This window comes from Hafnia alvei (assembly GCF_034424155.1).
GTDB lineage: Bacteria > Pseudomonadota > Gammaproteobacteria > Enterobacterales > Enterobacteriaceae > Hafnia > Hafnia alvei.
Genome location: NZ_CP139992.1, coordinates 4,662,339 through 4,683,649 on the forward strand (window position 1 = coordinate 4,662,339; position 21,311 = coordinate 4,683,649).

At 47.8% G+C, this 21,311-nt stretch carries 15 protein-coding genes, 1 tRNA gene and 3 rRNA genes; 6 read left to right on the forward strand and 13 right to left on the reverse strand.

Annotated features, from left to right (window positions below):
* Positions 1-55 precede the first annotated feature (55 nt).
* Both hemN and yihI read right to left on the reverse strand, forming a co-directional pair.
* The gene (hemN, locus tag U0008_RS21530) at positions 56-1,429 is read right to left on the reverse strand and encodes an oxygen-independent coproporphyrinogen III oxidase (RefSeq protein WP_043489911.1); all 1,374 of its coding nucleotides are present in this window, start codon (positions 1,427-1,429) and stop codon (positions 56-58) included.
* Between the two features lie 182 nt (positions 1,430-1,611).
* A complete protein-coding gene (yihI, locus tag U0008_RS21535; RefSeq protein WP_025799753.1) occupies positions 1,612-2,151 on the reverse strand; it encodes a Der GTPase-activating protein YihI in 540 nt (179 codons plus the stop codon).
* A 750-nt stretch (positions 2,152-2,901) separates the two neighbouring features.
* Here yihI and yihA point away from each other — a divergent pair.
* Positions 2,902-3,555, forward strand: coding sequence for a ribosome biogenesis GTP-binding protein YihA/YsxC (gene yihA, locus U0008_RS21540; protein WP_025799755.1), 654 nt, complete (start codon positions 2,902-2,904; stop codon positions 3,553-3,555).
* Between the two features lie 110 nt (positions 3,556-3,665).
* Here yihA and U0008_RS22600 read toward each other — a convergent pair whose 3' ends face one another.
* Both U0008_RS22600 and polA read right to left on the reverse strand, forming a co-directional pair.
* Positions 3,666-3,713 carry a small protein SpfP gene (locus U0008_RS22600; RefSeq protein ID WP_071892919.1) on the reverse strand — a complete coding sequence of 16 codons (48 nt, stop codon included), beginning with the start codon at positions 3,711-3,713 and terminating at the stop codon, positions 3,666-3,668.
* 163 nt (positions 3,714-3,876) lie between these two features.
* Positions 3,877-6,681, reverse strand: coding sequence for a DNA polymerase I (gene polA / locus U0008_RS21545; RefSeq protein WP_043489914.1), 2,805 nt, complete (start codon positions 6,679-6,681; stop codon positions 3,877-3,879).
* Positions 6,682-7,139: 458 nt separating this feature from the next.
* Here polA and U0008_RS21550 point away from each other — a divergent pair, with 458 nt between their 5' ends.
* Positions 7,140-8,060: a 1-acylglycerol-3-phosphate O-acyltransferase, YihG family gene (locus U0008_RS21550; protein ID WP_025799760.1), complete on the forward strand. Its 921-nt coding sequence runs from the start codon at positions 7,140-7,142 to the stop codon at positions 8,058-8,060.
* A 48-nt stretch (positions 8,061-8,108) separates the two neighbouring features.
* On the opposite strand, the gene dsbA is transcribed toward U0008_RS21550, so the two are convergent.
* The 3 genes from dsbA to U0008_RS21565 all read right to left on the reverse strand — a co-directional run bounded on the left by dsbA (position 8,109) and on the right by U0008_RS21565 (position 10,108).
* Positions 8,109-8,732 (reverse strand): thiol:disulfide interchange protein DsbA, encoded by a 624-nt coding sequence (gene dsbA, locus U0008_RS21555; protein ID WP_040044562.1) that lies wholly within the window; start codon positions 8,730-8,732, stop codon positions 8,109-8,111.
* Between the two features lie 32 nt (positions 8,733-8,764).
* Positions 8,765-9,751 carry a serine/threonine protein kinase gene (locus U0008_RS21560; RefSeq protein WP_043489917.1) on the reverse strand — a complete coding sequence of 329 codons (987 nt, stop codon included), beginning with the start codon at positions 9,749-9,751 and terminating at the stop codon, positions 8,765-8,767.
* An 87-nt stretch (positions 9,752-9,838) separates the two neighbouring features.
* Complete coding sequence (locus tag U0008_RS21565; RefSeq protein ID WP_043489920.1) at positions 9,839-10,108, reverse strand: YihD family protein; 270 nt, start codon at positions 10,106-10,108, stop codon at positions 9,839-9,841.
* A 166-nt stretch (positions 10,109-10,274) separates the two neighbouring features.
* On the opposite strand from U0008_RS21565, the gene mobA reads away from it, so the two are divergent.
* Positions 10,275-10,859, forward strand: coding sequence for a molybdenum cofactor guanylyltransferase MobA (gene mobA, locus U0008_RS21570; RefSeq protein WP_043489923.1), 585 nt, complete (start codon positions 10,275-10,277; stop codon positions 10,857-10,859).
* Positions 10,856-11,368, forward strand: a complete 513-nt coding sequence (gene mobB / locus U0008_RS21575) for a molybdopterin-guanine dinucleotide biosynthesis protein MobB (RefSeq protein WP_025799768.1) — start codon at positions 10,856-10,858, stop codon at positions 11,366-11,368. Before mobA ends, mobB begins: the two co-directional genes overlap by 4 nt.
* A 124-nt stretch (positions 11,369-11,492) precedes the next feature.
* Here the strand turns inward: mobB and rrf are convergent.
* The 4 genes from rrf to U0008_RS21595 form a co-directional block, all read right to left on the reverse strand.
* Positions 11,493-11,608 (reverse strand): 5S ribosomal RNA (gene rrf, locus U0008_RS21580).
* Positions 11,609-11,729: 121 nt separating this feature from the next.
* Positions 11,730-14,638 (reverse strand): 23S ribosomal RNA (locus U0008_RS21585).
* 263 nt (positions 14,639-14,901) lie between these two features.
* Positions 14,902-14,977: transfer RNA gene (locus U0008_RS21590), tRNA-Glu, on the reverse strand.
* A 138-nt stretch (positions 14,978-15,115) separates the two neighbouring features.
* Positions 15,116-16,658: ribosomal RNA gene (locus tag U0008_RS21595) — 16S ribosomal RNA — on the reverse strand.
* Together the 16S, 23S and 5S rRNA genes with 1 tRNA gene alongside form the textbook arrangement of a ribosomal RNA operon.
* A gap of 525 nt (positions 16,659-17,183) precedes the next feature.
* Between U0008_RS21595 and U0008_RS21600 the strand changes: the two genes are divergently transcribed.
* Both U0008_RS21600 and mdtD read left to right on the forward strand, forming a co-directional pair.
* Positions 17,184-17,876 carry a FadR/GntR family transcriptional regulator gene (locus U0008_RS21600; RefSeq protein ID WP_043489930.1) on the forward strand — a complete coding sequence of 231 codons (693 nt, stop codon included), beginning with the start codon at positions 17,184-17,186 and terminating at the stop codon, positions 17,874-17,876.
* Between the two features lie 11 nt (positions 17,877-17,887).
* On the forward strand, positions 17,888-19,327 hold the full coding sequence (mdtD, locus tag U0008_RS21605) for a multidrug transporter subunit MdtD (protein ID WP_043489933.1): 1,440 nt from the start codon (positions 17,888-17,890) through the stop codon (positions 19,325-19,327).
* Here mdtD and rbsR read toward each other — a convergent pair.
* Complete coding sequence (gene rbsR, locus U0008_RS21610; protein WP_043489935.1) at positions 19,302-20,303, reverse strand: ribose operon transcriptional repressor RbsR; 1,002 nt, start codon at positions 20,301-20,303, stop codon at positions 19,302-19,304. The genes mdtD and rbsR overlap by 26 nt on opposite strands.
* Positions 20,304-20,330: 27 nt before the next feature.
* Positions 20,331-21,254, reverse strand: coding sequence for a ribokinase (gene rbsK / locus U0008_RS21615; RefSeq protein ID WP_025797426.1), 924 nt, complete (start codon positions 21,252-21,254; stop codon positions 20,331-20,333).
* Positions 21,255-21,311 lie beyond the last annotated feature (57 nt).

Here is a 21,311-nt window from a genome sequence, read left to right on the forward strand (position 1 = left end):
TTCAGGTCTTGGTAGGTTTAGCCACATCGGCTCTTCCTACCAAGACCGATATCTTCTAGATCACCCGCGAAAACTGCTGCATTCTCGCCTGCTTGCGCAGATAGATATCAAAGCACATGCAAATATTACGGATCAGCAAACGACCGCGTGGCGTCACTTCAATGCTGGCTGGCGTGATTTCCACCAGCCCATCATCGACCAAAGGTGCCAGTAGTTTTAAGTCATCCGCGAAATAATCGGCAAAAACAATCGCGTATTGGCTCTCAACTTGGGAATAGTCTAGGCGGAAGTTGCAGATGAGATTTTTAATCACATCACGGCGCAAACAGTCATCCTCAGTCATCGAAAGCCCACGCCAAAGCGCATGACCATGATCTTGCACGTCGGCGTAATACTCTTTCAGCACTTTGCGATTCTGCGCATAGCTATCCCCGATCATGCTTATCGCGGAAACGCCCAGTCCGAGCAGATCGCTATCGCCCTGCGTGGTATAGCCTTGGAAGTTGCGATGCAATTTGCCTTCACGCTGAGCCACTGCCAATTCATCATTAGCATGAGCGAAGTGGTCCATGCCGATAAACTGATAGCCAGACCCCGTTAGCATCGCGATAGTTTCTTGCAGAATAGACAGCTTGCTGTCTGCCGATGGCAGGTCTTCGTCTTTAATTTTACGCTGCGCGGCAAATAGCTTCGGCATATGCGCATAGTTAAATACGCTCAGACGATCAGGATTGAGCTCAGCCACTTTTTGCAGCGTATAGCTAAAGCTCTCTGGCGTTTGCTTTGGTAAGCCGTAGATAAGATCGATATTCGTGGAGGTAAAACCGATCGCTTTAGCCCGATGAATCAAATCGAAGATAAACTGTTCGTCTTGCTCACGATTCACCAGCTTCTGAACTTCTTTGTTGAAGTCCTGCACGCCCATACTGAGGCGATTGAAGCCTTCTTGCCGCAGGTGGTCGAGCACATCCAGCTCAATTTCACGCGGGTCGACCTCAATTGAAATTTCTGCATCCGGCAGAAAATCAAAAGCATCGCGCAACATATGCATTAAGCGGGAAATCTGGTTTTTATCTAGATAAGTTGGCGTACCACCGCCCCAATGTAATTGGGAGACTTTTCGCCCCACAAACATCGGTGCACGTTGGCGAATTTCAAATGCCAGCTTATCAAGATATTCGTCCGCTTTATGTGTTTGGCGGGTAACGATCTTATTGCAGCCGCAGAAGTAACACAGCTTGTGGCAAAAAGGGATATGAACGTAAAGCGAAAGCGCACGTTCAGGGTAACGAGCTACCGCATTCGCAAACTCAGTCTCGGTGAAACTTTCGCTGAATTCTAATGCAGTAGGATATGAGGTGTAACGCGGCCCAGAATAGTTATATTTTTGAATCAGGGCCAGATCCCAGACAATTGCCTGTTCCGACATGCTTACTCCTTCCGATGATTTCGTCTGCCAGACCGGTGACGAGGAAGCCGTGAAAACTGGCGGGTCATGGCAGCTTGCCGCCAGCGTTGTTTACGCCGCGACAGCCACCATAGTTTACCTAATAACCACAGCAGATAACACGTAAGCAGTAAGGCTATTGTTAGGATTAGCCCCATTGACGATTAAAATACGTCTTTCGGGTTACCGCGTTTGAGCAATTTAACGATGTCTTCTTTTGGCTCTTCTTCATCGACTTCGTCATCTTCGTCGCCCAACTCGATGCCTAACTCTTCCATCAGTGCATCAATGCGGTCCAACATATTGTCAACGTAGCTTTGCTCTTCTTGGTTGAGATCTTCACCATCGTCGAGACGGATCAGCAGCTCATCCAGACGCGGATCGTTTTCCAACTGAGTCAGCTCTTCTTCTGGCGTCAGTCGTTTTTTCGCTTCCGGTTTAGGCGCTTTTGCTTTTGGCTTCTTCACTTCTGTTGCCACCAGCGATACAGGCACTTTACTGCCGATACGCGGATCTACAACTTTGGCTGCATCACCGGTTTTTTTGTTGGCAGCTTCTGGGTTGGCACGGCCACCCGATTTGTTACCGCGGTGCTTTTTCTGGCGCTTACGGGCACGAGCTTCCAGATCGAGCTCAACACGGGTTTTTCGTTTTTGTTTTGGCGCTGAAGTTTTAGCTTTCGGCGTTTTATTGGCAGGACTCATTAGCGTGTACTCACAGAGAGATAAATCGAGTAGAGAAATATTAGCGAGCTCAGGTTAATTCCTGATACGCCAGTCTCCGACACCCGTAAAACAGGCGTTTAGGCTGAGGGGGCGGACAATGCGCACACCCTACCAGAAAGCACACAAAGAAAAAAGGCGACAGCCTAAACTGTCGCCTTAATTCTAGCCTTCAAATGAAGGATATTCACGCAATTCAATCCTTGAATGCAGTCAACGTCCCGGTTTTTCCCTTTGCCGTTTTGCTCCTAGCATCCTCTTCCTGAGGCTCTTGTCCTTGTTGCGCCAATCCCAGCGCTAAACTCATCCTGAGTTCGTGTCTTCCTTTACGATATACATCCTGTATATCTTCGCTAATCCTTTAGCGTGAATCCTTTCTCTCGTTACGCATTCTTGCGTTCCCTGAGATTCGTCTTCCTGACGAAGTTTTCCGTGCCGTTATCCTTGGCGTTGAAAGATACTTTAAAGTATTGGCTTACTTTCTCAATGGGTTATCACGCCCGCTAACATGTGATCTTTATCACGTTGTTTTGTAATTATATGAATCTATTACTTTAATAAATTCAGGCTTATAGCGGAAAACGTGATTGCCCGAAAAATGAATGGTCAATGTCTTACACGGCTGTAAGCCGTGAGCTTACAGCAGATAAACAGCGGTTTTATGCGCTCTTTACGGCTGATGCAGTTATAATCCCCACCAGATACCCCCATGCTTTAATGGAGACGAACGTTTTGAACCGTAAAACTTATAACTATCATGTGACACACTTCGTCACCAGCGCCCCTGATATTCGCGCACTGCCAGCCGATACCGGAATTGAAGTCGCCTTTGCTGGTCGCTCTAACGCCGGTAAATCCAGCGCCCTTAATACGCTGACCAACCAAAAAGGCTTAGCGCGTACGAGTAAAACGCCAGGCCGTACTCAGCTGATTAACCTGTTTGAAGTCACCGACGGTATTCGTTTGGTTGACTTGCCGGGCTATGGCTATGCTGAAGTACCGGAAGAGATGAAACGCAAATGGCAGAAAGCGCTAGGTGAATACCTGCAAAAACGTAACTGTCTGAAGGGATTAGTGGTGTTGATGGATATCCGTCATCCACTGAAAGATCTCGATCAGCAAATGATCCAATGGGCCGTAGACGTTAACCTACCAGTTATGCTGCTGCTCACCAAAGCCGATAAGTTGGCATCCGGCGCGCGCAAAGCTCAGCTAAATATGGTGCGTGAGGCTATTTTGCCATTTATGGGCGATATTCAGGTTGAAGCGTTTTCTTCACTGAAGAAGTTTGGCGTCGATAAGCTGAGTGAAAAACTGAATACGTGGTTCAGTGAGATTGAGCCTGAAACACTGTCTGAAGAAGATGAGGAAGAAGGCGGGGAATAACTGCCTAACATCTTATTGAACAAGTTATTGAACAAGGTCGCTTAGGCGGCCTTTTTTTGGTTTTGACAAAAAAAAACGCCCCAGTCATAAAAGACTGGGGCGGCTAATATTCAGCCAAATCCGATTACGTGAAGTAAAAGGTCTGAAAGATAGAACATCTTACCTCTGTACCCTACGCCTGTAACTCTACAACATTTTCAGACGAGGGAAAACACTTTTTGTAGCTAACTTACAAAGATGCGTTCAATTAAACAGCATAAACGGCGTAATGAACGCGATTTTATGTAGTTAAATTACATAAATAGATTAATTAACCATCATTTAGTGAGCTTGATCCCAGTTTTCACCGGTACCCACATCAACTTTTAACGGAACCGCCAACTCAAGGCTTTTCTCCATGAGTTCACGAACTTTCTCAACCGTTTGATCGATGATGGACTCATGAACTTCAAAGACCAATTCATCATGCACCTGCATAATCATGCGAACTAAAGGTTCTTTCTGTTCCAATAACCATGCATCAACGGCGATCATCGCACGCTTGATAATATCAGCCGCGGTTCCTTGCATCGGAGCATTGATCGCGGCGCGTTCTGCCGCCTTACGGCGCATACCGTTACGGGAATGAATTTCAGGAAGATAGAGGCGACGGCCATCTAGCGTCTCTACATATCCCTGCTCTGCCGCCTGCTGCCGTGTGCGCTCCATATATTCCAGCACGCCAGGGTAACGCTCAAAATAGAGGTCCATATAGCGCTGCGCTTCGCCACGAGCAATATTCAACTGACGAGCCAAACCAAAGGCACTCATGCCATAAATCAGCCCAAAGTTAATCGCTTTAGCACTGCGGCGCTGTTCACTGGTGACATCTTCAAGCGCTAAGCCAAAGACTTCTGCCGCCGTGGCACGGTGAATATCTTTACCAGCGGCAAACGCAGTCAGTAGTCCCTTGTCACCCGACAAGTGCGCCATGATGCGTAATTCAATCTGAGAGTAGTCGGCCGCAACAATTTTATAGCCCGGTGGCGCAATAAAAGCCTGACGGATCCGGCGTCCTTCATCATTACGTACTGGGATATTCTGCAGGTTAGGATCGCTGGAAGAAAGCCGTCCGGTTGCGGTAACCGCTTGGTGATAAGAGGTATGAACCCGACCAGTCGCGCCATTGATCATCTGCGGGAGCTTATCCGTATACGTACTTTTTAACTTCGCTAAACCGCGGTGTTCCAAAATAATGGTTGGCAGTTCAAAACCCTGCTCCGCTAATTCAGCCAGCACTTCTTCATTTGTTGAAGGCGCGCCACCCGGCGTTTTTTTCACCACAGGCAGCTTCTGCTTTTCGAATAAAATTGCCTGTAACTGTTTTGGCGAGGAGAGGTTGAAGGGTTCCCCTGCGGCCTCATGTGCCTTCTTCTCCAGCTCATCCAAACGGATAGCCAGCTCCTGAGAATGTTTGCCCAGAATATGGCTATCGATCAGTACGCCGGTTCGCTCCATACGCGAAAGCACCGGAACCAAAGGCATATCGATATCGGTGAAGACTTTCTTCAAACCCGCTTCTTTTTCTAGCTGTGGCCAAAGTTTGAGATGCAGCTGTAAAGTCACATCAGCATCTTCTGCCGCATAAGGCGCAGCCTGCTCAAGTGCAATTTGGTTAAAGGTCAGTTGAGATTTACCCTTACCCGCAATTTCTTCAAAGGTAATGGTTTTATGATTCAAGTGGCGCTCTGCCAAGCTATCCATATCATGGCGACCGGCAACGCTGTCGAGATCATACGATTCCAGCATCGTGTCGAACGCAATGCCTTTTAGCTCAATGCCATAACGCGCCATTACGCCTTGATCGTATTTTAGGTTCTGCCCAACTTTCTGTAGATTGTCATCTTCCAATAGGGGTTTTAACTTCGCCAAAACGGTATCACGGCTCAGTTGATCTGGCGCATCGAGATAATCATGGCCGACCGGAATATAAGCCGCCACGCCAGGCGCAGTCGCAAATGACAGGCCAACCAGATTGGTCGTTAAGACATCCAGAGAGTCAGTTTCCGTATCGAAGGCAAAGACCTTCGCGGCTTTTAAGCTGGCGATCAAATTATCCAGCGCCGGCTCATCCAGAATAGTTTGGTAATTTTCCTGTGATAAAACCGACGTAGCTTCTTCCACTACAGCGGCCTCTAGCGGCTCACTGGCAGCTTTCGCGGATTTACGCGCCGTTGGTGCTTTCTTTTCACCACTGAGCCAAGAACCAGCCTCAGCGTCTTCTAACCAGCGTTTAAACTCATAGCGGCTAAATAATTCGTGCAGCTGTTCAGTATCCATCGGCTTGAGCTGGAGATCGTCGCAGGTAATATCCAACTCAACGTCAGTTTTAATCGTTGCCAGCAGGTATGAAAGATCGGCCTTATCTTTATTCAATTCCAGCTTAGCGCCCATCGTTTTGGCACCGCGGAAGCTCAGCGTCGCCACTTTATCCAAATCGCTATAGATCTGTTTTAGGCTACCAATACCTTGCAGCAGCGCCTGAGCCGTTTTCTCGCCAACCCCAGGTACGCCTGGAATGTTATCCGAGGAGTCCCCCATCAGGGCGAGGAAATCGATGATTAACTTCGGTGGCACACCATACTTCTCACAAACTTCCTGTGGCCCCAAAATGGTGTTATTCATCGTGTTGATCAACGTGATATTTGGCGTCACAAGCTGCGCCATATCTTTATCACCGGTGCTGATCAATACATGGCGTCCCGCCTTTTCAGCAGCCTGCGCCAACGTACCAATAACATCATCAGCCTCGACGCCAGAAACGGCCAAAAGGGGCAAACCAACGGCCTGAACCATTTTATGCAGCGGCTCTATTTGCTCACGCAAGTCATCTGGCATAGGTGGGCGATGTGATTTGTACTCAGCAAACAACTCATCACGGAAAGTCTTTCCTTTGGCGTCGAATACCACAGCGACGTGACTTGGCTGATACTGCAGCATCAGGCTGCGCAGCATATTCAACACGCCATACATTGCCCCGGTAGGCTCTCCCGCACGGTTCGTTAACGGAGGAAAAGCATGGTATGCACGGTACAGGTATGAGGATCCATCAACTAGGATCAGGGGGTTTTCAGGGATTTCGGCCATAGTATGTCTTTATCGTGATGGTGGACTTAGAGGTAAGGATGCCATACCTCGGGGCAAGAGACGAATTTTAGCGGGAGATTTGATGAGTAATGCGATCAAGTATTCAGATCTGAATGATCAAATTGTGGATAAGTTTGTGAACAAAAGATCATGATTTTAATAATAGGTGTTCTCATCCAGACTTTATTTACAATTTCATTAGTATTTTAAATAACTTACATGTAAAGATCCCTGTTAGAACATAAAATAGCCAGCCCCCACACGATGTGGATAATATTTCAATTAGTCACCGTTATTTTCATATTACTGATAATGCCTCATACAGATTAGTCTAAATAATCAACTATGCTAATGCTTTTGAATTTATCTTTCATATATCTGGCGAAATGCTGTTGTTCAATAAGCCTTCTGGTAAAATCGCGCTTTGATTCCTCAAATGCTATTACACGAATAAGCTAATGCCTACGTTGATTGCCTTGGTTCTATCACCCATCCTATTTGTGTTAACCACGGCGTTGACCATCCTCGTGACAGTTTTATGTTCTATACCGATTACGATCGCAGGCATCATAAAGCTACTACTCCCCATCCCTTTTATTTGGCGATATATCTCAAGCTTTGCTGATTTCATGATGTGGTGCTGGTGCCAAGGCTTATCGATGCTGATGAGGCTTAACGTTGGGTTAAAGTGGGAGATAGATGGCTTAGAGGATCTGAGCAAAGAGAATTGGTATTTGGTCATCAGCAATCATAAAAGCTGGACCGATATTGTCGTGCTCTGCGTATTATTGCGGAATCACATTCCAATGAATAAGTACTTTTTGAAGCAACAGCTTGCTTGGGTTCCTTTCGTTGGCTTTGCCTGCTGGGCTCTGGATATGCCGTTTATGAAACGCTATTCGCGCAGCTATTTACTGAAGCATCCTGAATTGCGCGGTAAAGATATTGAAACCACACGCCGCTCCTGCGAAAAATTTCGCCTGCGCCCGACCACCATTGTTAATTTTGTCGAAGGATCGCGAAGCACTGAAGAGAAGCGAGTAAGAACGCACTCTCCTTATCGGAATTTGCTCCCCCCCAAAGCAGCGGGCATCGCATTCACGCTAAGCGCATTGGGCAATCAGTTTGATCGTGTATTGAATATTACACTAGTTTACCCAGACAATAATCACAGCCCATTTTTAGATCTACTCTGTGGCAGAATGAAGAAAATTGTCGTCCGAGTAGAAACATTGCCCATCACCGCGGAAATGCACGGCGATTATTTCAACGATAAGGTCTTTAAACGACACTTTCAGCTCTGGTTAAACAATCTCTGGCAGCAAAAAGATCGGCTTATCGATCACCTTAAAAAGGTGTATGCAGAACCACATAAGTAAAAAAACCGGGCAAAAGCCCGGTTTTTTATTACTGAGACAGACGCAGGATTATTTCTGCTTCAGCAGGAAGTTTACAACGTGAGAGAACTGCTGAACGTAGGAATCCATGGAGCTGGTATCCAGACCATCGTTTTTGACCATATATTTGCCATTAACGAAGATAGCAGGGACGCCGCGCAGTTGCAGATCTTCAGCTGCTTTCTCTTGCTGTACAACTAAAGATTTCACCACGAAGCTATTCAACGCGCCATCATAGTCTGCGGCGCTCACGCCCGCCTTAATGAAGACGTTACGGATATCTTCAGGGCTCTGTACGCTTTGAGTTTTCTGCACAGCTTCAAACATTGGCTGAGTGATTTTATCTTCAACACCCAGTGCCATTGCAACAGCCCATGCTTGAGTTAACTGCTTGCCCAACGGGCCTAAGAATTCAACGTGATATTTGGTCATTTTCACGCCTTCTGGCAGGCCTTTGCGTACTGCATCAGAAACGTGGTAAACCTCTTCGAACTCATAGCAATGTGGGCAGTAGAATGAGAAAAACTCTAAAACCTGTGGCTCATTAGTGATGCTTTTATCCAGCTTCACATACTGATCGCCTTCAGAAAATTGAGCCGCAGAGGCACCAAATGCCATTGCGATCCCAACTAACGCCAACCAAATCTTTTTCATGCAAACTTCTCCATCGTCTTAAGTTTTTTGATTTAATACATCGGCATTAGCTGCAACGGTGGTGCTTGTAACAGCTTAACCTGTTCCATGAAGGCAGATGTTTGTCTCAACCAGAAACTCTCATCGGTCATCCACGGAAAACTCTTTGGAAAGGCAGGATCTTGCCAGCGGCGGGCAACCCATGCCAAATAGTGCACCATGCGCATAGCACGCAGCGGCTCTATTAGTTTTAGCTGCTGAGAGTCAAAATCAGCAAATTCGCCGTAGGCCTCAAGCAAAATATCCAATTGGATCAGCTGATCTTGGCGCTCACCATGCAATAGCATCCATAAATCTTGAACCGCTGGACCATTGCGCGCGTCATCTAAGTCAACAAACAGCGGGCCATCTCGCCACAGTATATTGCCGGGATGGCAATCACCATGCAGTCGTACCGGCGCCCAGTCGGTTGTCCAATACTGCTCCACTTCCAAAATCAATGACTCTAGAGCAGCAAGAAACGCAGGTTTTAGCTTAATGGGTATTAATGAAGTACGCTCTAAAACAGCCCTTGGCTGATAGAGATACTCATCCAACCCCATGGTTGGACGCTCGGTGAAGAGCTTCTGCTGTCCAACTTGGTGGATACGCGCCATATAACGCCCAACCCATTCAAGCTGATCGTCGTTGTCAATTTCATATGCACGGCCACCCACGCTTGGAAACAGAGTAAAGGCATAACCAGCAAAATGATGAAGAGTTTGTCCATTTAATGACAACGGTGCAACAACCGGGATCTCGCTGTCAGACAGCTCACGAGCAAAGCCATGTTCCTCGCCAATTTGGCTATCTGACCATCTTTCAGGACGGTAGAACTTCGCAACATAGCGCTGACGCTCTTCATCCATCAGTTGAAAGACACGGTTCTCATAGCTATTGAGCTCGGTTAAGCCGGAATCAATACGAATCCCCGTACTCTCGATGGCATCGAGAATAAGATCTGGCGTAAGTGTTTGAAAACTGAAAGTTGGATTAGTCATAGTCAGGCCAGAGCTCGCGCAATAAACCAAGATGATAACATTATCAAATCGACCTACCGCGCTGTTTATGCGCTATCTTGTCTGAAATTAGTCTTTGATTACGCCTCTGGCACGCAGAATAGCGGTCTTAAAGTCTTCCTCGTAGTCTTTCTTTAGACCAGGGATAACTTCAGTGCTGGCGCTGTTACGCATCTTAAGATGATAAATGAGAATATCGTCGGTCAGGTCAGCTAAATCGCCTTTAAACCCTGCTTCATTGGCTAGTTTTTGCAAAAATTGAACCAGATTTAAATCAGGTTCTTGTTGCCAAGCTGGATGGATCAGTTCAATGAGTTCATTAACGCGATGGCATTTCATTATGTATTTCTCCCTGATGCTTAATGGGCAGACAAATTATCAGTCTTAATTTACCAAAGATAGCCCTTGCTCGTATAACATTCACTTTTTACAAACTATTACACGCACAGGAAACTCGGAGACAGGCGCGTTACAATAGCCTATTAGCGATAGAGAGAGACACTGTATGTATGACATCGAAGGTGTAATTCTAGCAGGAGGAAGAGCCTCTAGGATGGGTGGTAATGATAAAGGCCTCGTTCTACTCAATGGCAAACCTCTTTATCAATATGTGCAGGAAGCTCTGGCACCTCAGGTAACAAGACTGTCCATCAATGCTAATCGCAATATATCAATTTACCAACGTTCAGGGCTAAGCGTATTCCCTGACGTTCTTAACGATTACCCCGGACCATTAGCAGGAATGCTAAGTGGTTTGCAGCAAAGCCACCATGAGTGGGTTGTGTTTGCTCCATGTGATGTTCCTTTTATTCCAACAGATATCGTGCATCATCTATGGACATATAAAGCAGATAAAAAAGCCGCATACATATTTGATGGAAACAGAGCACACCCAACAATTGCGTTATTGCATCGCTCTCTCATTTCACCGCTGATGAATTATCTTGAACGAGGCGAGCGCAAATTAATGATATTTTTAGAACAATGTGAGGCCCAAAGGGTTACGTATCCTAAAAAAGAGTGCTTCATTAATTTCAATACATACGAAGAGTGTTTGCGTTGCGAGCAGAAGCTAAAGGAACAAAAATGAAGAACAACATACCTTTGCTTGGTATAGCGGCTTATAGCGGGACAGGAAAAACAACGCTATTAAAAAAGCTTATTCCGCTTCTGAATACTAAAGGGATAAGAATCGCGCTTATTAAACACACACACCACGATATGGATATTGATACGCCAGGAAAAGATAGCTACGAGCTTCGTAAAGCAGGTGCAGAGCAAACCTTGGTGGCAAGTGACAAACGATGGGCGCTAATGACGGAAACGCCAGAGGAAGAGCCTCTGGATTTACAATTTCTGGCTTCGAAGATCGATCCCTCTCGCTGCGACCTTATTCTGGTTGAAGGCTTTAAGCATGAACCTATTCCTAAGATCGCGTTATACCGTGAATCAGTCGGGAAGCCTTTTGCTGGAATAATTGACGATCACGTAGTGATGCTGGCGAGCGATGGAAACATTAACTGCAATCTTCCTATGTTAGATATTAATAACATCGGACACATCGCAGATTTCGTCGAAGAGTGGTTAAAGCAGCAGTAAGATCTACCTACCTACATAAAAATAATAAATAGCCGCGTTAGCGGTTATTTATTTGATAATTTTTTCAAATTCCCCATAGCAAAAAACCCCAGTCTTTCGACTGAGGTTCTTTACTTTAATTAAAGCCTGGCAGTTCCCTACTCTCGCATGGGGAGACCCCACACTACCATCGGCGCTACGGCGTTTCACTTCTGAGTTCGGCATGGGGTCAGGTGGGACCACCGCGCTATCGCCGCCAGGCATATTCTGTTAATTAACCCGTGCTCCGTATCTCTACAGCTCACCAGTCAATCCAATCTGTTCAACAAGCTTACTCTTTGTGTTTTCGCGTCTCTGCGTCTTAAAACACCTTCGGTGTTGTAAGGTTAAGCCTCACGGATCATTAGTACTGGTTAGCTCAACGTATCGCTACGCTTACACACCCAGCCTATCAACGTCTTAGTCTTAAACGTTCCTTTAGGAGACTCAAGGTCTCAGGGAAGACTCATCTCGAGGCAAGTTTCGCGCTTAGATGCTTTCAGCGCTTATCTTTTCCGCATTTAGCTACCGGGCAATGCCATTGGCATGACAACCCGAACACCAGTGATGCGTCCACTCCGGTCCTCTCGTACTAGGAGCAGCCCCTCTCAATCTTCCAACGCCCACGGCAGATAGGGACCGAACTGTCTCACGACGTTCTAAACCCAGCTCGCGTACCACTTTAAATGGCGAACAGCCATACCCTTGGGACCTACTTCAGCCCCAGGATGTGATGAGCCGACATCGAGGTGCCAAACACCGCCGTCGATATGAACTCTTGGGCGGTATCAGCCTGTTATCCCCGGAGTACCTTTTATCCGTTGAGCGATGGCCCTTCCATTCAGAACCACCGGATCACTATGACCTACTTTCGTACCTGCTCGAGCCGTCACTCTCGCAGTCAAGCTAGCTTATGCCATTGCACTAACCTCACGATGTCCGACCGTGATTAGCTAACCTTCGTGCTCCTCCGTTACTCTTTAGGAGGAGACCGCCCCAGTCAAACTACCCACCAGACACTGTCCTCAATCCCGATTAGGGACCGGAGTTAGAACATCAAACATTAAAGGGTGGTATTTCAAGGTTGGCTCCACGCAGACTGGCGTCCACGCTTCAAAGCCTCCCACCTATCCTACACATCAAGGCTCAATGTTCAGTGTCAAGCTATAGTAAAGGTTCACGGGGTCTTTCCGTCTTGCCGCGGGTACACTGCATCTTCACAGCGAGTTCAATTTCACTGAGTCTCGGGTGGAGACAGCCTGGCCATCATTACGCCATTCGTGCAGGTCGGAACTTACCCGACAAGGAATTTCGCTACCTTAGGACCGTTATAGTTACGGCCGCCGTTTACTGGGGCTTCGATCAAGAGCTTCGCCTTGCGGCTGACCCCATCAATTAACCTTCCAGCACCGGGCAGGCGTCACACCGTATACGTCCACTTTCGTGTTTGCACAGTGCTGTGTTTTTATTAAACAGTTGCAGCCAGCTGGTATCTTCGACTGGCTTCAGCTCCATCCGCAAGGGACTTCACCTACGCGCCAGCGTGCCTTCTCCCGAAGTTACGGCACCATTTTGCCTAGTTCCTTCACCCGAGTTCTCTCAAGCGCCTTGGTATTCTCTACCTGACCACCTGTGTCGGTTTGGGGTACGATTCAATGTTACCTAGAGCTTAGAGGCTTTTCCTGGAAGCTTGGCATCAACTACTTCATCACCGTAGTGACTCGTCATCACGCCTCAGGGTTAATAAAAGCGCGGATTTACCAACGCTTTCCCCCTACACGCTTAAACCGGGACAACCGTCGCCCGGATAGCCTAGCCTTCTCCGTCCCCCCTTCGCAGTAACACCGAGTACAGGAATATTAACCTGTTTCCCATCGACTACGCCTTTCGGCCTCGCCTTAGGGGTCGACTCACCCTGCCCCGATTAACGTTGGACAGGAACCCTTGGTCTTCCGGCGAGCGGGTTTTTCACCCGCTTTATCGTTACTTATGTCAGCATTCGCACTTCTGATACCTCCAGCAACCCTCACGAGCCACCTTCAACGGCTTACAGAACGCTCCCCTACCCAACAACACCTAAGTGTCGCTGCCGCAGCTTCGGTGCATAGTTTAGCCCCGTTACATCTTCCGCGCAGGCCGACTCGACCAGTGAGCTATTACGCTTTCTTTAAATGATGGCTGCTTCTAAGCCAACATCCTGGCTGTCTATGCCTTCCCACATCGTTTCCCACTTAACTATGACTTTGGGACCTTAGCTGGCGGTCTGGGTTGTTTCCCTCTTCACGACGGACGTTAGCACCCGCCGTGTGTCTCCCGTGATAACATTCTTCGGTATTCGTAGTTTGCATCGAGTTGGTAAGTCGGGATGACCCCCTAGTCGAAACAGTGCTCTACCCCCGAAGATGAGTTCACGAGGCGCTACCTAAATAGCTTTCGGGGAGAACCAGCTATCTCCCGGTTTGATTGGCCTTTCACCCCCAGCCACAAGTCATCCGCTAATTTTTCAACATTAGTCGGTTCGGTCCTCCAGTTAGTGTTACCCAACCTTCAACCTGCCCATGGCTAGATCACCGGGTTTCGGGTCTATACCTTGCAACTTGACGCCCAGTTAAGACTCGGTTTCCCTACGGCTCCCCTATTCGGTTAACCTTGCTACAAAATATAAGTCGCTGACCCATTATACAAAAGGTACGCAGTCACCCCATAAAAGAGGCTCCCACTGCTTGTACGTACACGGTTTCAGGTTCTATTTCACTCCCCTCGCCGGGGTTCTTTTCGCCTTTCCCTCACGGTACTGGTTCACTATCGGTCAGTCAGGAGTATTTAGCCTTGGAGGATGGTCCCCCCATATTCAGACAGGATGTCACGTGTCCCGCCCTACTCATCGAACTCACAACGTATGCATTTTCAAGTACGGGGCTATCACCCTGTATCGCCGGACTTTCCAGACCGTTCCTCTGACACATACGCTGATTAAGGTTCTGGGCTGCTCCCCGTTCGCTCGCCGCTACTAGGGGAATCTCGGTTGATTTCTTTTCCTCAGGGTACTTAGATGTTTCAGTTCCCCTGGTTCGCTTCGTTAAGCTATGTATTCACTTAACGATAGTGTGACGAATCACACTGGGTTTCCCCATTCGGAAATCGTCGGTTATAACGCTTCATATCAGCTTACCGACGCTTATCGCAGATTAGCACGTCCTTCATCGCCTCTGACTGCCTAGGCATCCACCGTGTACGCTTAGTCACTTAACCTCACAACCCGAAGGTGTCTCTTTAATGAACGCGGTTACGAACCGGTTCAAGACAGCATTCAAGATTGCAAAAAATTGAGAGACTGCTTAATGCAAACTGTGTCAGTGTTTGACCGAAGTCATTCTCACAGTTGCTTAAGCTTTCAAATTTCAGCTTGTTCCAGATTGTTAAAGAGCAATATCTTAAACACGACTCGTTAGAATCATCTTTAAGATTTTTCGTTCATCAGAACGGGTGATAATGTCTTTCACTCATTATCGGAATGGCGTCCCCAAGGGGATTCGAACCCCTGTTACAGCCGTGAAAGGGCAGTGTCCTAGGCCTCTAGACGATGGGGACACGAAAATACCGACAAAGCTTTCACTTTCTCGTTTCGTATCATCATGAGTCTTAAAACTCACAACATCAACAGGTGCTCTTGCTCATTAATTTCATCAGACAATCTGTGTGGACACTGCACTTAACGCTATCTTTAGGTAAGGAGGTGATCCAACCGCAGGTTCCCCTACGGTTACCTTGTTACGACTTCACCCCAGTCATGAATCACAAAGTGGTAAGCGCCCTCCCGAAGGTTAAGCTACCTACTTCTTTTGCAACCCACTCCCATGGTGTGACGGGCGGTGTGTACAAGGCCCGGGAACGTATTCACCGTAGCATTCTGATCTACGATTACTAGCGATTCCGACTTCATGGAGTCGAGTTGCAGACTCCAATCCGGACTACGACATACTTTATGAGGTCCGCTTGCTCTCGCGAGTTCGCTTCTCTTTGTATATGCCATTGTAGCACGTGTGTAGCCCTACTCGTAAGGGCCATGATGACTTGACGTCATCCCCACCTTCCTCCGGTTTATCACCGGCAGTCTCCTTTGAGTTCCCACCATTACGTGCTGGCAACAAAGGATAAGGGTTGCGCTCGTTGCGGGACTTAACCCAACATTTCACAACACGAGCTGACGACAGCCATGCAGCACCTGTCTCAGAGTTCCCGAAGGCACTAAAGCATCTCTGCTAAATTTTCTGGATGTCAAGAGTAGGTAAGGTTCTTCGCGTTGCATCGAATTAAACCACATGCTCCACCGCTTGTGCGGGCCCCCGTCAATTCATTTGAGTTTTAACCTTGCGGCCGTACTCCCCAGGCGGTCGACTTAACGCGTTAGCTCCGGAAGCCACGCCTCAAGGGCACAACCTCCAAGTCGACATCGTTTACAGCGTGGACTACCAGGGTATCTAATCCTGTTTGCTCCCCACGCTTTCGCACCTGAGCGTCAGTCTTTGTCCAGGGGGCCGCCTTCGCCACCGGTATTCCTCCAGATCTCTACGCATTTCACCGCTACACCTGGAATTCTACCCCCCTCTACAAGACTCTAGCTGACCAGTTTCAAATGCAGTTCCCAAGTTAAGCTCGGGGATTTCACATCTGACTTAATCAACCGCCTGCGTGCGCTTTACGCCCAGTAATTCCGATTAACGCTTGCACCCTCCGTATTACCGCGGCTGCTGGCACGGAGTTAGCCGGTGCTTCTTCTGCGAGTAACGTCAATCACTGTGGTTATTAACCACAATGCCTTCCTCCTCGCTGAAAGTACTTTACAACCCGAAGGCCTTCTTCATACACGCGGCATGGCTGCATCAGGCTTGCGCCCATTGTGCAATATTCCCCACTGCTGCCTCCCGTAGGAGTCTGGACCGTGTCTCAGTTCCAGTGTGGCTGGTCATCCTCTCAGACCAGCTAGAGATCGTCGCCTAGGTGAGCCATTACCCCACCTACTAGCTAATCCCATCTGGGCACATCTGATGGCGTGAGGCCCGAAGGTCCCCCACTTTGGTCCGAAGACATCATGCGGTATTAGCTACCGTTTCCAGTAGTTATCCCCCTCCATCAGGCAGTTTCCCAGACATTACTCACCCGTCCGCCGCTCGTCACCCAGAGAGCAAGCTCTCTTGTGCTACCGCTCGACTTGCATGTGTTAGGCCTGCCGCCAGCGTTCAATCTGAGCCATGATCAAACTCTTCAATTAAAAGCTTGATTTGCTTCAACAAGTGAAGCGATGCTCGAAAATTAACTTTCGTAATAATTCACTAAATGAATTACTGCTTGGTCACTCTTCAAGACTTTAATATTTTATCGTCCGAGGACGTTAGATATTGTCTTGTGAGTGCCCACACAGATTGTCTGATAAATTGTTAAAGAGCGACGCCAATCAAACATAAGTCCTCATTGGCGTGGGCTGCGTATACTACGCTTTTAGCCCGAAGAGTCAAGCATTTATTTTTCAACAAACTGCATAACTCATTAAATCTTCTTGCTGTCCAAGCGATGTTTGCATCGTTATTCCCGGTCAGTGGTGGCGCATTATAGGGACTTCTCAGCAGGTGACAAGTGTTTATTTCATAAAACTTTCTGAATGCATAATATTTCAACATTAAGCTTAAAAAACGTAAAATACGCGCCACTTTTAACCGAATAAAGACATTGCGGTTTGCTTTTGTAGGATAAAATAAGAGTGAAACAAAGGTAATTATGCCAGATAGGACCTAAAGCCATGCAACTCAACGCACAACAACAAGCTGCACAACGCAACCTTTCTTATCTCTTAGCAGAAAAGATCGGTCAGCGTATTCTCTCTGGAGAATATAAGGCAGGCAGCATCCTGCCGGGGGAGCTCGAGCTTGGAGATATTTATGGTGTCAGCCGTACTGCCGTTCGTGAAGCAGTAAAAATGCTGGCAGCTAAAGGGATGGTATTGCCTCGCCCAAGAATTGGTACTCGTGTTATGCCAAGTAGTAACTGGAACTTCTTAGATCAGGAGTTATTAACTTGGTGGCTAACCCGTGAGAATTTCGAGCATGTAAAAGAACACTTTTTAGTTCTACGCCATGCACTAGAACCACAGGCCTGCCTATTAGCGGCGCTCCATGCCTCAAAAGAGCAGAAAGCTGAACTCAATACATTAATGGAAGAGATGCGCGAATTGAATAACCGCTTTGACCGCGAGCGCTGGATCAAAGTAGACGTTCAATTCCACCAGCTTATCTATAAGGCCAGTGCGAATCCTTTCCTAACATCATTCGCCAACCTATTCAGTTCCGTTTACCAAAGCTATTTCCGCGCAATCACCGGTGATGAAGTTATAAAGCTCAGTCTTCATCAGGCTATTGTTGATGCAATTTTGACTGGAAACAGTATGGATGCATTTATTTCCTGTCAGGCTCTGCTAGGACAAAAACACGACTAAACGGTATACCTATGACAAAAACTGCCCGTAGTATGGCTGGCTTACCTTGGATTGCCGCCATGGCTTTTTTCATGCAAGCCTTAGACGCAACCATTCTGAATACAGCTATTCCCTCTATTGCGCGTAGTTTGGATCGCTCCCCGCTGGCCATGCAATCTGCCATTATCAGCTATACGCTGACGGTTGCGATGTTAATCCCCGTCAGCGGGTGGGTTGCAGATAGATTTGGTACCCGCAAAGTGTTTATCTTCGCGGTTTCTCTGTTCTCACTGGGTTCTCTCTCCTGTGCATTGTCAGGCTCCCTGACGATGCTAGTCTGCTCACGCGTGCTTCAAGGCATTGGCGGCGCAATGATGATGCCGGTTGCGCGATTAGCACTACTGCGTGCCTACCCTCGCAGTGAATTATTGCCGGTCTTAAACTTTGTCACGATGCCAGGGCTGATCGGGCCGGTAGTCGGACCTATGCTCGGCGGTTGGCTAGTCACGGTGGCAACTTGGCATTGGATATTCCTAATCAATATTCCTATCGGTGTTGCAGGTATTTTTTACGCCCGCCGCTATATGCCTGATTTCAAGACCCCAACCCGACGCTTCGACTATATTGGCTTCTTAATTTTTGGGGTAAGTCTGGTTTGTCTTTCTACCGGTATGGAGCTTTTTGGCGAGAACGTGCTGCCAGTTATCTATGCGTGGCTGATTCTATTCGCTGGTGTTGCGCTTCTATTTACCTATGTTCTGCATGCTCGTCGCCATCCGCAGCCGCTAATTGATTTACCGCTCTTCAAAACGCGGACATTCTCCATCGGTATCGTAGGTAACGTAGCTTCCCGATTGGGTACGGGATGTATCCCGTTCTTAATGCCATTAATGTTGCAGGTCGGTTTTGGATACTCAGCCATTATTGCTGGCTGCATGATGGCGCCAACCGCGATAGGTTCGATCATTGCTAAGTCAACCGTAACCGGCGTATTACGCCGATTTGGCTATCGTAAAACGTTGGTCTGCGTAACGATGATTATTGGGGTGATGATTGCGCAGTTTTCACTGCAAGATCCTGACATGCCGTTATGGATGCTAGTTTTGCCGTTATTCTTGCTAGGGATGGTGATGTCGACGCAGTTCACATCGATGAACACCATTTCGCTGGGCGATTTAACGGATAAAAACGCCAGCGCGGGGAATAGTGTTCTCGCGGTAACCCAGCAACTATCTATTAGCTTTGGGGTCGCAGTCAGCGCTGCCGTGTTGAGATTCTATGACTCCCTGTCATTTGGCTCACTAGTCGATCACTTCCACTACACCTTTATTACTATGGGCGTAGTCACCATTTTCTCTGCGTTGATCTTCTTAATGTTGCGCCCTACCGATGGCGATTCCCTTATCAAAGGGCGTAAAGCGCAGCTGCGTAGAAAAAGTCGTGGGGCTAAATCTGCCCAACAGAATCCCTAACCATTAACTCTGGTGTTAAAACCAGAGTTTGCGGTTCGAGATCAAGATTCATAAGGCGATGTAAAAGCGTATCGACTGCCAATTCACCCAGCTCATCTTTGGGCTGGTGAATGGTGGTTAACGGCGGAGAAAGATATTGCGACATTTCGATATCGTCGTAGCCGACCACAGCCACATCGCAACCAACCTTAAGCCCTGCTCGGTACAACGCCTGATAGACCCCAACCGCCATAGCATCATTCCCCGTGAAAACAGCATGCGGCGGTTCTGGTAGAGCAAGCAGCTGATTCATGGCATCAACACCGCCAGAAAATTCAAAATCACCAAATATTACGTATTCATCAGGGATCGCAATGCCTGCCTGCTGCATTTCATAACGGTAGCCTTCCAAACGCTCCCAAGCCGGCGTTTTATCTTTTGGCCCCGCAATACAGGCAATCTTGGTATAGCCTCTATCTAACAGATGACGTGTCGCAATTTTCCCGCCGAGAAACGAGTTGTCTTGAATAACATCATTCGGACCATCAAAGACGGCCCAGTCCATCATCACAGTGGGAAGCGATGGATATCGGCTAAGCATTTCGCGCGCAGGACGATAGCTTTCGGTGCACATCATCAATAGCCCATCAACTCGCTTTTGTAGCAGAGTTTCAAGGCTCTGATTCATACGAGCTAAATCGCCTTCGGTATTACATAAAATCAAACTATAGCCGCGCTCGTAACAGCTGCGCTCAACGCCGCGTACCACTTCAGCGAAGAAGGGGTTGTTACTGGTTGTCACCAGCATGCCGATGGTTCGAGTTTGATTTAGCTTTAAACTGCGTGCCAATGCTGAAGGGGCGTAGTTAAGCTCTTGTACCGCAGACAACACTTTGTCACGCACGCTGTCGCTGACAAAGCGGTTGTTATTGATGACATGAGAAACTGTTGAGGTTGATACGCCCGCTAAGCGGGCGACGTCTTTCATGGTGGTCACTCAGAGCTACTCCTAATACTGCGACTCTTAGTGTGACTGGAGAAAAGAATCGATCTCTTTGCGCCAAGGAACGGAAGGTTGAGCGCCTTCACGCGTCACGGCGATGGCGGCGGCGGCATGAGCAAAACGCACCGCGGCGTTAATTTCAGTGCCTTCCAGCAACGCTGTTACTAAAGCACCGTTAAATGTATCGCCCGCAGCGATAGTATCAACGGCTTTTACTTTAAACCCTGGAATCGTTTTACCTTGTTGATTTTGGCTCAGCCATACGCCTCGGCTTCCCAAGGTAATCAACACGGTTTTTATCCCTTTTTGATGCAGAACTTCAGCAGCCCGCTGAGCACTCGCATCGTCTTTAATTGTAATACCCGTTAGCTTTTCAGCTTCTGTCTCATTGGGCGTGATGACGTCAATATTAGCGAGTAAGTCATCAGGCAGTTCGCGAGCCGGTGCCGGATTCAAAATAACCTGAGTATTATGCTTACGTGCTAACTGAGCCGCAGCCATAACCGTTTCTAGCGGCGACTCTAGCTGCATGAGCAATGCATCGGCATCTTCAATCAACTTTTGATGCTTAGATAAGTAATCAGGTGTTACCGCGGCGTTAGCGCCCGCGCTAATCCCAATCACGTTCTCTCCTTCCTGATTAACAAAAATCAGTGCGACGCCGGTGGTTTCACCGTCAATAGCTTCGATGGCTTGAGTATTGATACTATCGCTAGAGAGTTGCTGGCGAATACGTTCACCGATGTCATCCTGACCGACGCACGCAATAAAGGAAATATCGGCACCGCTACGACCGGCAGCTACCGCTTGGTTAGCGCCTTTACCACCAAAAGCCACTTTATACTGCTGACCTAAAACGGTTTCTCCCGGACGCGGGAAATGCTCGATATTTAGGATATGATCAGCATTAATACTGCCCAATACCACCAGTTTGCCTTTTTGCATCTTGCTCAATCCCTTAAATGTACGCCACCACAGGGAACCTGCAGCGGCGCGATTGTA

What these genes read in the sequence shown, in the direction of transcription:
- U0008_RS21565 (WP_043489920.1), bottom strand. Translation starts at nt 10,108, where the DNA reads ATGAAATGCCATCGCGTTAATGAACTCATTGAACTGATCCATCCAGCT.
- mobA (WP_043489923.1), top strand. Translation starts at nt 10,275, where the DNA reads ATGTATGACATCGAAGGTGTAATTCTAGCAGGAGGAAGAGCCTCTAGG.
- U0008_RS21600 (WP_043489930.1), top strand. Translation starts at nt 17,184, where the DNA reads ATGCAACTCAACGCACAACAACAAGCTGCACAACGCAACCTTTCTTAT.
- polA (WP_043489914.1), bottom strand. Translation starts at nt 6,681, where the DNA reads ATGGCCGAAATCCCTGAAAACCCCCTGATCCTAGTTGATGGATCCTCA.
- U0008_RS21560 (WP_043489917.1), bottom strand. Translation starts at nt 9,751, where the DNA reads ATGACTAATCCAACTTTCAGTTTTCAAACACTTACGCCAGATCTTATT.
- dsbA (WP_040044562.1), bottom strand. Translation starts at nt 8,732, where the DNA reads ATGAAAAAGATTTGGTTGGCGTTAGTTGGGATCGCAATGGCATTTGGT.
- yihI (WP_025799753.1), bottom strand. Translation starts at nt 2,151, where the DNA reads ATGAGTCCTGCCAATAAAACGCCGAAAGCTAAAACTTCAGCGCCAAAA.
- rbsK (WP_025797426.1), bottom strand. Translation starts at nt 21,254, where the DNA reads ATGCAAAAAGGCAAACTGGTGGTATTGGGCAGTATTAATGCTGATCAT.
- U0008_RS21550 (WP_025799760.1), top strand. Translation starts at nt 7,140, where the DNA reads ATGCCTACGTTGATTGCCTTGGTTCTATCACCCATCCTATTTGTGTTA.
- hemN (WP_043489911.1), bottom strand. Translation starts at nt 1,429, where the DNA reads ATGTCGGAACAGGCAATTGTCTGGGATCTGGCCCTGATTCAAAAATAT.
- mobB (WP_025799768.1), top strand. Translation starts at nt 10,856, where the DNA reads ATGAAGAACAACATACCTTTGCTTGGTATAGCGGCTTATAGCGGGACA.
- mdtD (WP_043489933.1), top strand. Translation starts at nt 17,888, where the DNA reads ATGACAAAAACTGCCCGTAGTATGGCTGGCTTACCTTGGATTGCCGCC.